This window comes from Pantoea sp. R102, assembly GCF_004916815.1.
GTDB lineage: Bacteria > Pseudomonadota > Gammaproteobacteria > Enterobacterales > Enterobacteriaceae > Pantoea > Pantoea dispersa.
On sequence record NZ_SDFT01000294.1, the window covers coordinates 1 to 11,064 of the forward strand.

The following is an 11,064-nucleotide window of genomic DNA, read 5'->3' on the forward strand; positions in this document are numbered from 1 at the left end:
GGCGGGCAGCGCGCTGGCGATGATGTCAATTGGCTGGCCGCTGGCCAGTACGCTCAGCGGGCGCCTGATGCTGATCACCTCGTATCGTTTTACCGCGCAGCTCGGCGCGTTTTTACTGATTGCCGGCAGCGCGCTGTTACTGCTGCTGCGCGCCGACAGCAGCATCATGCAGGCCGGGCTGACGGCGTTTGTTATTGGCACCGGGATGGGCATGACCAGCACCACCTTTCTGGTGTCGGTACAAAATCATGCGCACTATGAAATTCGCGGCATCTGCACCGCCTCGATCATGTTCAGCCGCATGCTGGGTTCAGCCATTGGCACGGCGATAATGGGCGCGGTGCTCAATCTTAACCTGTCGCTGCGACTGCCGCAGGCCAGCGATCCGATGCAGAAAATTATGGCCCCGGAGAGCCGTCAGGCGCTGCCGCAGGAGCAGTTACACTTCTGGACCGGACAGATTGCCAGTTCGCTGCACTGGGTATTTGTGGTGGCATTGCTGATTGCGCTGCTGACGTTGTGGATTGCGTGGCTGATGCCGCGTCAGCGGCCGGAAGCGGAATAAAGCAGGGCGGCCGACCAGCCGCCCGAAGGGATTACTGTGCGGGAGCATCCTGCGAGCTGCCCGCGCTGTCCGGCACGCTGCTATCCGCATCGCGACCGTTTTTCTTGTAAACGATTTTCTGCGTGTCGTTTTCACAGTGGCCAACGACCTGACCGCCTGCCTGATCAACCTGATCGTTCGGCACGATATCCAGCGTAAAATCCGATTCCGCCACGCCATTGTTGATGATCTTTTTGCTGATGTCGGCGCGCACGCTTTCGCAGGACGCCTGCACCGCCAGCGGTAACGCCAGCGCCATTAGCAACACAACTGCATTACGTTTTTTCATCACTCACTCCTTGTTGCGTCATTCCCGTGAAAACTATAGCAGCTGGCGCGCATTACGGCGCCAGCGGACGGCCGGTGCGGCGATCGAGGCAGCGCAGGGTGTTCGGTTCCCAGTACGCATTAACGTTGTAGCTTTTTTCGCAGGCGTCGCGGGTATCAAAGGCCCGGTCTGCCTTATCGAACTCTTTCTCCACGCGGGTATTTACCTTGTTACGCAGATTGCGCGTATCGTTCCACTGCTCTTTGCTCTGACGCGCCGCCTCGTTGCTGGCCGCGTTGTTGCCATCTTCAATAATCAGGCGATCCGTCTTAGCGACAGCCAGCGGCGCAGTCAGCAATACGCTGGCGGTCAGCGTGGTAGCCAGCAGGGCGGAAAACAGTTTTTTCATCGTCATTTCCTTTCGTTAACTCCAGCACAGCGCGCAGGGCGGCTGTCACAACACTGTCTGCCAGTATATCATCGCTGCTTCTTTGCTCACCAGCGGTGAGCGGTTTGTTTAACGATCAGAGAGACTTTGTATGCTGGTGAAAACCGCGCTGCTGTTTTTTATCACTGCGATTGCCGAGATCACCGGCTGTTTTCTGCCGTGGCTGTGGCTGAAGCGCGGCATGAGCGCCTGGCTATTGTTACCGGCCGCAGCCAGCCTGGCGCTGTTTGTCTGGCTGCTGACACTGCATCCGGCAGCCAGCGGCCGGGTGTATGCGGCTTATGGCGGCGTGTATGTGTTAACGGCGCTGATCTGGCTGCGGCTGGTCGATGGCGTCAAACTGAGTGCGTGGGATTGGGGCGGTGCGCTGGTGGCGTTCAGCGGCATGTTGATTATCGTTATCGGCTGGGGCAAGGCCTGAACCGGCCGCGCAGGGCGACCCGACGGGCCGCCACGCGCAGCTTGCTTATCCTTTAAACACTTTCAGTCCGGCGGTGGTTTGTGTCACCGGCATGATTTCCAGCGTGTTGATGTTGACGTGCTTCGGCAGCGTGGTCACCCAATAGACCGCTTCCGTCACGTCTTCCGCCGTCAGCGCTGTGGTGCCTTCATACACCGCATCCGCGCGGCCATCGTCACCTTTGAAGCGCACGTTCGAGAACTCGGTGCCGCCCACCAGGCCAGGCTCGATATCGGTGACGCGCAGCGCGGTGCCGTGCAGGTCGGTGCGCAGGTTGAGGCTGAACTGACGCACAAACGCCTTGGTTGCTCCGTACACGTTGCCGCCGGCGTACGGCCAGCTGCCGGCTATCGAGCCAATGTTGACGATGTGACCGACGTTGCGCTCTACCATGGCAGGCAGCACGGCGCGCGTCATATACACCAGCCCTTTGTTGTTGGTGTCGATCATATTTTCCCAGTCTTCAACGCTGGCTTTATGCGCCGGTTCGACGCCCAGCGCCAGCCCGGCATTATTAACCAGCACATCGATATCACGCCATTCGGCGGGCAGGGCGGCGATGGCTTCTTCGATAGCCGCGCGGTTACGCACATCCAGCTGCACGGTGTACAGGTTGTCGCCCAGTTCCTGTTTTAATTCCTGCAAACGCTCAGCACGGCGTCCGCTGGCGATCACTTTGTGACCTGTAGCAATGAAGCGGCGGGTGATACTTTGACCAAAACCGGCGGTCGCACCGGTAACAAAAATAATCATCTCACTGTTCCTTATACGATTTCAGGTTCTCTGCCACACCTTAGCATTAACCCCGCAGCGGCGCTCATGAAAAGCGTGGGCGGCGTGTTGCAGAATCTTTCCTGCACGTTTGCGGTGCAGTCCTGCACCATGAGCGTACCCGATCAGGCACCTTTTCCCGGCGTATAACGCCAGCGCAATGCGCAAGGGCAGTACCACGAACAGGCAATCGGTTACGCATACGATTGCCTGCAATTTTTGCGACGATAATCGCGCTGAAATTTTGTATTTATCTGAATTTAAAGTGATTGTTGGATGGGCTTGCCTGGCATGCGGTTTGCAACATCTTTGCTATATCTATCTGAAACCTGCATTACACCCTGAAGGAAGCGTCATGTCTGACTCTGTTGTAACCCGCCTGCGCGCCGGTTTTTTTGATTTCCCCGCGCTGGCCGATCAGCCCGATGGCCTCGCCGACCAGGCACGCTACCTCGAAGACGGTCTGCTGACGCTGCGCGACGGCAAAGTGGTGAGTCTGGAGCGCTGGCAGCCGGCACATCAACACCTGGAATCAACGCAGGTGATCGATCTGCGCGGCAAGCTGATCCTGCCGGGGTTTGTGGATACCCATATTCACTATCCGCAGACCGAAATGATCGGCGCGTTCGGTGAACAGCTGCTGGAGTGGCTCAATCAGTACACTTTTCCGGTCGAGAGCCAGTACCACTGTGCGGCGCACGCGGCGCGCATGTCAGCGTTTTTCCTGCAACAGCTGCTGGCTAATGGCACCACAACTGCGCTGGTGTTTGGTACGGTGCATCCGCAATCGGTAGACGCGCTGTTCAGCGCCGCCGAACAGCTGGAGATGCGGCTGATTGCCGGCAAGGTAATGATGGATCGCCACGCACCGCCGGAACTGACCGAAACGCCGGCGCAAAGTTATCAGCAGACGCGTGAGCTGATTCAGCGCTGGCACCAGCGCGGGCGTCTCGGTTATGCGCTGACGCCGCGCTTTGCGCCGACCTCATCGCCGCAGTTGCTGGAGAAAGTGCAGCAGCTGAAAAACGAGTTTCCCGATACCTGGCTGCATACCCATCTCAGCGAAAATCAGCAGGAGATCGCCTGGGTAAAAACGCTGTTTCCCGCCCATGACGGCTATCTTGATGTGTACCACCAGCATCAGCTCACCGGCAAACGCAGCGTATTTGCCCACTGCCTGCATCTGGAGGATCGCGAATGGAAGTGCCTGCACGACACCGACTCGGCGATGGCCTTCTGTCCTACCTCCAACCTGTTCCTCGGCAGCGGGCTGTTCAATCTTAAACGCCGCTGGCAGCAGCGCGTGCGCATGGGCATGGGCACCGATGTCGGCGCCGGCACCACCTTCAATATGCTGCAGACGCTGGGTGAGGCCTATAAGGTGGGGCAGCTGCAGCAGTACAAACTCAGTGCCGCAGAAGCGATTTACCACGCCACGCTGGGCGGCGCCCATGCGCTGGATCTTGATGACAAAATCGGCAACTTCAACCCCGGTAAAGAGGCGGATTTTGTGGTGATCGATCCTGCCGTCTCTCCGCTGCAGCAGCTGCGCATGGCCAACAGCGACGATATCCATCAGCGTTTGTTTGTCCTGATGACGCTGGGTGATGACCGTAACATCGCGCAAACCTGGGTCAACGGTAAGTGCGTGTGGCAGCGGGAAAGCCATACGCACGCGCAAGGTTGTTGCCAGGCGACGAAACTGCCAGGATAAAAGCATCCCGCCGCAGGTGGCTGCGGCGTTGCTGATTATCAGGAGCGATAATGACTTCACGTGCCAATCCGTTTTTTAACGTCAGCCCGTTGCCGTACCAGACACCGCCGTTTGATCTGATCGACGAAGCGCATTTCCTGCCGGCGCTGGAAGCCGGAATTGCCGAAAAGCGCCAGGAAGTGGCGGCCATCGCCAGCAACCCCGAGCCGGCAACCTTTGCCAATACCTATGAAGCGCTGGAGCGCAGCGGTAGCCTGCTAAACCGGGTGTACCCCGTTTTTGCCGCGATGACCTCAGCCAATACCAGCGAGCGGCTCCAGCAGGTTGACGAGCTGATCACCCCGCAGCTGACGGCGCTCAATGACGAAATCTACCTTAACCCGGCGCTGTTTGCGCGGCTCGACAGCGTGTATCAGCAGCGCGGTTCGCAGTGCCCGGATGCCGAAGCGATGCGTCTGGTGGAAGTCACCTGGCAGCGCTTTCAGCTGGCCGGCGCCAGTCTGAGTGAGCGCGATAAAGCGCAACTGCGCGCCTGTAATCAGGAGCTGGCCAGTCTGGGAACGCGTTTCGGTAACCGGCTGCTGGCGGCAACTAACGCCGCCGCTTATACCGTCAGCAGCGCGGCGGCGCTGGACGGCCTGTCGCCGGCGGCGCTGGCACAGGCGAAGGACGCCGCTGAGGCGCGCGGGCTGCACGACGCATGGCTAATCCCTCTGCAAAATACCACCCAGCAGCCGGTACTGCAGTCGCTGACGGTGCGCGCCACGCGCGAAGCGCTGTTTCAGCAGGCGCTGACGCGCAGCGAGCAGGGTGACGACAACGACACGCGCGCCATCGTGTCGCGCATGGCGCAACTGCGTGCGCAGCAGGCCAGTCTGCTGGGCTTTGACAGCTTTGCAGCATGGAGTCTGCAGGATCAGATGGCGAAAACGCCGGAAGCTGCCCAGTCCTTTATGCGCAACATCGTGCCCGCCGCGACGGCGCGCGCCGGGCGTGAAGCGGCGGATATTCAGCAGCTGATCGCCGACCAAAACCACAGCTTCCCGCTGCGCGCCTGGGACTGGAATTACTACGCGGAACAGGTACGCACCGCGCAATACGCGCTGGACGAAGGGCAAATCCGCCCCTATTTTGAGCTCAACACTGTACTGGAAAAGGGCGTGTTCTGGTGTGCCAGCCAGCTGTATGGCATTCGCTTTGAACAGCGCCACGATCTGCCGGTCTACCATCCGGACGTCAACGTTTATGAGATTTTCGATGCCGACGGTGCACCGTTAGCGCTGTTCTACACCGATTTCTTCACGCGGGATAACAAGAGCGGTGGCGCATGGATGGGCAATTTCGTCGACCAGTCGACGCTGCTGGAAAGCCGGCCGGTGATTTACAACGTCTGCAATTACAGCAAGCCGCAGCCCGGTCAGCCGGCACTGCTCAGCTGGGATGAGGTGATCACGCTTTTCCATGAGTTTGGCCACACGCTGCACGGCCTGTTCGCCACCCAGCGCTATGCCAGCCTGTCCGGCACCGCCACACCGCGTGATTTTGTCGAGTTTCCGTCGCAAATCAACGAACACTGGGCCAGTCAGGATCAGGTGTTTGCCCACTATGCACGTCATTATCAGACCGGTGAAGCGATGCCCGCTGCGCTGCGCGACAAAATGGTGCGCGCCGCGAAATTCAACAAAGGCTATGACATGACCGAACTGCTGGCGGCGGCACTGCTTGATTTGCAGTGGCACTCGCTGTCACCGCACGATAATCCGCAGGATGTCAGCCATTTTGAGCAGCAGGCGCTGGCGGCGGAGAATATTGCCCTGAGTGCCGTGCCGCCGCGCTATCGCTCCAGCTACTTTCGTCATATCTGGGGTGGCGGCTATGCGGCCGGGTATTACGCCTATATCTGGACGCAGATGCTGGCCGACGATGGTTATCAGGCGTTTGTCGAGCGGGGCGGTCTGACGCGCGAAAATGGTCAGCGCTTCCGTGAGCAGATTTTGTCGCGCGGTAACAGCAGCGATCTGCAGCATCTGTGGCTGGCCTGGCGCGGTAAAGCGCCGGACATCGGGCCGATGCTGAAACACCGCGGCCTCGACGAGGCGTAACGCGCCGTAACCGAAGGGCCAGCCAGCGGTGCAGCTGGCTGGCCTGCACGCTTATCCCAGCGGACCGCCTTCAATGGTGTCACACATGCCGGCCAGCACGCGCTCGCCGGTTTCCTCTTTCAGTCCGGCATACCATTCCGCGGTGACCGCCGCATCTTTGGCGTGGGTGACATCACAACGCTTGCGCGCTTTCAGCACCAAATCACGGGTGCGCTCGACGCGCCGCGCCTCATAGCGCAGCAGGCCGTCCTCAATGCCCAGCGAATGTGCAGTCAGGGTTTGCGCCAGTACCACCGCATCTTCCATGGCCGCACAGCCGCCCTGACCGATATCCGGCGTGGTGCTGTGTGCCGCATCCCCCAGCAGCGCCACACGCCCTCTGACAAAGCGGCTGAAGGGTTCGATATCATGAATCTCCACGCGATTGGTGGTTTGTGCGTCAATGCTGGCGATCAGCCGCTGGACCGGTTCGGCCCAGCCGGCAAAATAGCCGCGCAGATCGTCTTTCACCGTTGCGCGATCCTGCGCCAGCCCTTTCGGCAGCGGGACATCAAAGAAAAAGTAGAAGCGGTTACCGCTCACCGGCATCAGCGAGACGCGCTTGCCCTCGCCGACAAACGTGGTCCACTGATCGGCGGGCGCGATGCTCTCATCGATGGTGACCAGGCCATTCCAGTTAACGTAGCCTGCGTAGCGGCGCTCGACGTGTTCGCCCAGCACGTGATGGCGAATCACCGAGTGGGTGCCGTCGGCGGCCACCATAGAATCCCCTTCAGCCTGGCTGCCGTCATCAAACCAGGCGGTCACGCCGCTGGCATGCTGCTCCACCCGCACAACGCGTTTGCCAAAGCGGATGCGTTCGCGGCCGTAGCTGTCGATCAGCAGCGCCTGTAACTCTGCGCGTGCGACCGGATAAGGATACTCGCCGACCTGCTGCACCAGCGGTGACAAACTGAAGCGGGTCAGGGTGCTGCCGCTGTGGCCATCGTTGTAAGCCATAAACGCCATATTGCCGCCGAGCGCGCGCAGCTGTGCCTTGAGACCCAGCGCATTGAGGCACTTCACGCCGTTAGGCCAGATAGAGATGGCCGCGCCGACCGGTTTCATCTCTTTCACCGCTTCATACACTGCGGTGCTGAAACCCGCTTTTTCCAGCGCCAGCGCCGCGCTCATGCCGCCGATACCCGCTCCAATCACAATCGCTTTCATTACCGTCTCCTTTACTGTGCACCCTAAGCCCTGCAACTTTTGTACCATCTTGCAGGGCCAGAGTGATGCTGAATTAAAGCATTGAAAATAATGACTTATATTTTGGTTGGGTCAGACACTGCTTCAGCAATGGGCGCAGATGCTGCACCTTAACAGGGCATCATCAGGCGGAGGGTGAACCAAAGGTTTCACGCTGGCAATCATCCGGCCAGCGTTCATACTCTCTACATCCATCCTGCGAGGACTGAATGATGAAGTGGATAATGATGTTATTGCTGCTGGGCAGCCTGAGCGCAGCGGCGCAAACACCGTGGCAGCCGGAGAGAAAAGGGGATGTGCCGCAGCTCACGCCGGTAGCAGCGAAGTGTGATGTCTCTTCCTGTCAGCAGAACTGTTACGTGCAGCAATCGCAGTGCAAGAATGACAATGGCGGCGGCTGTGGCTCGCTGGCGCAGATTTGCGTACAAAACTGTGCCAGCCAGTGCCGCTGACCGTTTACGGATCGTCTTTGATACGGCGATCGATTGCAAAGGGAGCGGAGGTCGCTGTGGCAATCAGCGCGGCCGCGCCCGGATGATCGGGGTTAAACAGCGCATTATCTTCGCCGGTGAGGATGCTGGGTACCGTCATCAGCAGGGGAAAGCCGTTGTGCGGATCGAGAAACGCCGCGCCGATGGCCTGCGTCTCCTCCTGCTGCTGATATTTTTCCCAGCCGGCCGGCAGTTTACTGCTGTCGAGGGCGATGATGTCGGACTCCGGTACCGCCACGGTAAACACCACAAAGCGGCTTTGCTCCAGCAGCGTTTTCCCGGCGTGCACCACCAGTTCCAGCGTCGCCAGCGCTTTAGAGCTGCTGAGGTAAACCGCTTTCATTCCGGGCGGATTCCAGCGGCCACCCCATTTTTCTGCGCCAGCACCGTTAAACGCCTGGCTGGCGTACTCCGCTTTGACAATTCGATAGAACACCCTGACGGGTGTGGCCGGATCCTTCCGTCGTGTCATCAGACAATCACTCCGTGCTCCAGGCGGCCAATCAGCGTCAGCACCGCATCGCAGCCGGCGGGCGTACTGAGCATGTTAATCGGCTGCGCGTTGTCGAGCGCCAGCGCAGGCTGATACATCCAGTGCATCGCCACTTCCGGATCGCCAGCGAACAGCTGGATCACCGCATCCAGCACTTCAAACACCTGATAGATGCGTGCGCCCTGTTCGACCGAGAGCTGCGATCCGGACTTCTCGCGGCGCCGGTAGGTGTTGCGGTCAATCGAGACCATTTGTGCGATGTCGATCGGCGTCGCTTTCAGAATCGTGGCGGCGCGTTCGACAATGCCGACATCCATGCCGTCGGTGATCAACTTATGCGCCTTAAGCCGGTTACGCGGCAGCCCCATCTGATCCATAAAAGAGGGGCGGGCGTGCTGAATCAGCGACGGATCAAAGATGCGCGATCCGCTGGTGGGATTAAAAGCCGATGCGGTGGACATCACAACCTCCTGATAATGTTCATGTGAACATTTTTATGCATCAAGTGTACAGCATTTGCCCACCGGTGTCATGGTTTGTTCACGCCGCACCGCCATTAACTGGCGGTGCGCCAGATGTCGCTCATCGCCAGCTCAAGTTTTTTAAACAGCCGGTAGCGTGTGTCATGGAACGCGAAGCGCGCCGCGCGGGGCTGCAGCGCCTCCGGCGCAAGGGTGACCGCCTGCTGCACGGCGGCAGCCAGATTCGGCCACTGACCCACGCCCACGCCCGCACACAGGGCCGCGCCCAGCGCCCCGGTTTCGTGGCAGGTTGCGACGCGAATCGGCATCCCCAGCACATCGGCAAACATTTGTGGCCAGACACTGCTGCGCGTCGCGCCGCCGGAGAGCGTGGCCTGGTTGACCGTAATGCCGGCCGCGCGCAGCCGGTCAATGTGCGCCCGGTGGGCAAAGGTCACGCCTTCAAACAGGGCAAACAGCATGTCAGCGCGCGTATGCCAGCCGCCGAGGCCGTAAAAGCCAGCTTTGGCGGGTTCGGCTTTCCGCCCTGAATAGAGGTAAGGGTGATACAGCGGCAGCTGCGCGTCAGGCCTGACCTGTGCCACGCTGTCGCTGCTGCGCGCCGCGCCCTGGCCGGCGCGGCCATCATCAAATTCACGCAGGAACCAGTCAAGATTGGCGGCAGAAGTGGCGCTGGCCTCGATCGCCATGTAGCGGTCGCGCTCGATGATCGAATTCATAAATACCGGGCGCAAATAGTCAGGTTTGTCGACCACCACCTGATTGATGCTCCAGGTACCGGCGACAATGGAGGCCTCACCGCAGTTCACTACGCCCGAGCCGACCGCGCTGGCAACCACGTCAAACATGCCGGCCACCACCGGGATGCCGGCCGGTAAACCGGTGAGCTGTGCCGCGCGGGCCGAGACCACGCCGGTGACCTCGCAGGATTCACGCAGCGGTGGTAGCAGGGCGAGCGCCTCTTCAATGCCATATAACGCCAGCAATTCACGACTGTAGCTGCGCTGGCGATAATCAATCAGCCCGGCACCGGCGGCATCCGAATAGTCCGCGCTGACATTGCCGCACAGAAAATGGGCGATGACATCTTTGGCACACAGCAGATGGCCGATCTGCGCCCAGCGTTCCGGCTGATGCTGACGTATCCAGCTGATCAGCACCGGCGTGGCGGCGGGCCACGGTTTTTGCAACGACAGCGCGTAAATCTGCTGCGCCGCACCGCTGGATTCCAGCGCCTGTACCGTGGCGCTGGCGCGATGATCAATCGACTGGATGCCAAACAGCGGGCGCTGCTGACGATCCAGCGCATACAACCCGTTGCCGTGACCGGCGGCCCCGACGGCAATCACTTCGCTGCCACGCGTGCCGGCTTGCTGCAGGCAGCGACTCACCGCGTTGCTGACGCCGCGCCAGATATCTTCAACTGGCCGTTCAGCAAAGCCTTCCTGCGGCTGATGCGTTTCGCCTGCGCACTCCTCTACCGACAGCACGCGGCCGCTCAGGTCAAACAGTACCGCTTTGATCATGGTATTTCCGGCATCGATGCCGAGAATCTGGCTCATATCCGACTCCGTTTCAGGCGAAGACGGCGCACCGCTTAAGCGCCGGTGCAGGTCACGCTTAACCCTGCTGGTAGATGTCCAGCGCATCCGCGCCGCTGACACCCTGATGAATAATCGCCATCAGCGCGCTGACCACGCGTGATGGATTATCATGTTGATAAACGTTGCGGCCATACACCATGCCGCTGGCACCCTGCGCCATCAGCGCGGCGCTTTTCGCCAGCACCGCGCCCAGTTCCCCTTTGCCGCCGCCGCGCACCAGCGTCGGACAGCGCGCCGCCTCCACCACGCGATGGAAATCCTCTACGTTGTCCGTGGGGTCGGCTTTAATGATGTCGGCGCCCAGCTCCCGCGCCAGACGCACCAGCGGCACGATTTGTCTGACGTCACCCAGCGAGCCGTACGCCGCGCCCTGGCCGGC

The 11,064-nt window shown here is 60.2% G+C and carries 11 protein-coding genes and 2 pseudogenes; 5 read left to right on the forward strand and 8 right to left on the reverse strand.

Features of this window, described 5'->3' with window-relative positions; translation table 11 throughout:
- Positions 1 to 565, forward strand: a pseudogene (locus ERD80_RS21965) (MFS transporter); the annotation flags it as partial.
- Positions 566 to 596: 31 nt separating this feature from the next.
- Here ERD80_RS21965 and ERD80_RS21970 read toward each other — a convergent pair.
- Both ERD80_RS21970 and ERD80_RS21975 read right to left on the reverse strand, forming a co-directional pair.
- Positions 597 to 893, reverse strand: coding sequence for a DUF1161 domain-containing protein (locus ERD80_RS21970; protein WP_058769782.1), 297 nt, complete (start codon positions 891 to 893; stop codon positions 597 to 599).
- Between the two features lie 52 nt (positions 894 to 945).
- The gene (locus ERD80_RS21975; RefSeq protein WP_010618460.1) at positions 946 to 1,281 is read right to left on the reverse strand and encodes a DUF1283 family protein; all 336 of its coding nucleotides are present in this window, start codon (positions 1,279 to 1,281) and stop codon (positions 946 to 948) included.
- Positions 1,282 to 1,414: 133 nt separating this feature from the next.
- Between ERD80_RS21975 and ERD80_RS21980 the strand changes: the two genes are divergently transcribed.
- A complete protein-coding gene (locus tag ERD80_RS21980) occupies positions 1,415 to 1,741 on the forward strand; it encodes a YnfA family protein (protein ID WP_136548558.1) in 327 nt (108 codons plus the stop codon).
- 45 nt (positions 1,742 to 1,786) lie between these two features.
- Here ERD80_RS21980 and ydfG read toward each other — a convergent pair whose 3' ends face one another.
- Entirely contained in the window at positions 1,787 to 2,533 is a 747-nt protein-coding gene (gene ydfG / locus ERD80_RS21985; RefSeq protein WP_010618462.1) for a bifunctional NADP-dependent 3-hydroxy acid dehydrogenase/3-hydroxypropionate dehydrogenase YdfG, read from the reverse strand.
- A gap of 373 nt (positions 2,534 to 2,906) precedes the next feature.
- On the opposite strand from ydfG, the gene guaD reads away from it, so the two are divergent.
- Both guaD and dcp read left to right on the forward strand, forming a co-directional pair.
- Positions 2,907 to 4,265, forward strand: coding sequence for a guanine deaminase (gene guaD, locus ERD80_RS21990; protein WP_136548549.1), 1,359 nt, complete (start codon positions 2,907 to 2,909; stop codon positions 4,263 to 4,265).
- A 50-nt stretch (positions 4,266 to 4,315) separates the two neighbouring features.
- Positions 4,316 to 6,367 (forward strand): peptidyl-dipeptidase Dcp, encoded by a 2,052-nt coding sequence (gene dcp, locus ERD80_RS21995; RefSeq protein WP_136548551.1) that lies wholly within the window; start codon positions 4,316 to 4,318, stop codon positions 6,365 to 6,367.
- A 51-nt stretch (positions 6,368 to 6,418) separates the two neighbouring features.
- Here dcp and hpxO read toward each other — a convergent pair whose 3' ends face one another.
- A complete protein-coding gene (gene hpxO, locus ERD80_RS22000; RefSeq protein WP_136548554.1) occupies positions 6,419 to 7,576 on the reverse strand; it encodes an FAD-dependent urate hydroxylase HpxO in 1,158 nt (385 codons plus the stop codon).
- A gap of 251 nt (positions 7,577 to 7,827) precedes the next feature.
- Here hpxO and ERD80_RS22005 point away from each other — a divergent pair, with 251 nt between their 5' ends.
- On the forward strand, positions 7,828 to 8,067 hold the full coding sequence (locus ERD80_RS22005; RefSeq protein WP_136548559.1) for a hypothetical protein: 240 nt from the start codon (positions 7,828 to 7,830) through the stop codon (positions 8,065 to 8,067).
- A 4-nt stretch (positions 8,068 to 8,071) separates the two neighbouring features.
- Here the strand turns inward: ERD80_RS22005 and ERD80_RS22010 are convergent, their stop codons facing one another.
- The 4 genes and pseudogenes from ERD80_RS22010 to ERD80_RS22025 all read right to left on the reverse strand — a co-directional run.
- A complete protein-coding gene (locus ERD80_RS22010) occupies positions 8,072 to 8,578 on the reverse strand; it encodes an RES family NAD+ phosphorylase (RefSeq protein ID WP_058758538.1) in 507 nt (168 codons plus the stop codon).
- The gene (locus ERD80_RS22015; protein ID WP_021506062.1) at positions 8,578 to 9,060 is read right to left on the reverse strand and encodes an antitoxin Xre/MbcA/ParS toxin-binding domain-containing protein; all 483 of its coding nucleotides are present in this window, start codon (positions 9,058 to 9,060) and stop codon (positions 8,578 to 8,580) included. The genes ERD80_RS22010 and ERD80_RS22015 overlap by 1 nt, the downstream gene beginning before the upstream one ends.
- 95 nt (positions 9,061 to 9,155) lie before the next feature.
- Positions 9,156 to 10,643 carry an FGGY-family carbohydrate kinase gene (locus ERD80_RS22020; protein WP_136548556.1) on the reverse strand — a complete coding sequence of 496 codons (1,488 nt, stop codon included), beginning with the start codon at positions 10,641 to 10,643 and terminating at the stop codon, positions 9,156 to 9,158.
- A gap of 58 nt (positions 10,644 to 10,701) precedes the next feature.
- Positions 10,702 to 11,064, reverse strand: a pseudogene (locus ERD80_RS22025) (aldolase); the annotation flags it as partial.

Excerpts from the sequence above, each read along its gene's own strand:
- ERD80_RS22020 (WP_136548556.1), bottom strand. The coding sequence starts at position 10,643 with ATGAGCCAGATTCTCGGCATCGATGCCGGAAATACCATGATCAAAGCG.
- ERD80_RS22015 (WP_021506062.1), bottom strand. The coding sequence starts at position 9,060 with ATGTCCACCGCATCGGCTTTTAATCCCACCAGCGGATCGCGCATCTTT.
- ERD80_RS22010 (WP_058758538.1), bottom strand. The coding sequence starts at position 8,578 with ATGACACGACGGAAGGATCCGGCCACACCCGTCAGGGTGTTCTATCGA.
- ydfG (WP_010618462.1), bottom strand. The coding sequence starts at position 2,533 with ATGATTATTTTTGTTACCGGTGCGACCGCCGGTTTTGGTCAAAGTATC.
- ERD80_RS21975 (WP_010618460.1), bottom strand. The coding sequence starts at position 1,281 with ATGAAAAAACTGTTTTCCGCCCTGCTGGCTACCACGCTGACCGCCAGC.
- guaD (WP_136548549.1), top strand. The coding sequence starts at position 2,907 with ATGTCTGACTCTGTTGTAACCCGCCTGCGCGCCGGTTTTTTTGATTTC.
- ERD80_RS21970 (WP_058769782.1), bottom strand. The coding sequence starts at position 893 with ATGAAAAAACGTAATGCAGTTGTGTTGCTAATGGCGCTGGCGTTACCG.
- dcp (WP_136548551.1), top strand. The coding sequence starts at position 4,316 with ATGACTTCACGTGCCAATCCGTTTTTTAACGTCAGCCCGTTGCCGTAC.
- ERD80_RS22005 (WP_136548559.1), top strand. The coding sequence starts at position 7,828 with ATGAAGTGGATAATGATGTTATTGCTGCTGGGCAGCCTGAGCGCAGCG.
- hpxO (WP_136548554.1), bottom strand. The coding sequence starts at position 7,576 with ATGAAAGCGATTGTGATTGGAGCGGGTATCGGCGGCATGAGCGCGGCG.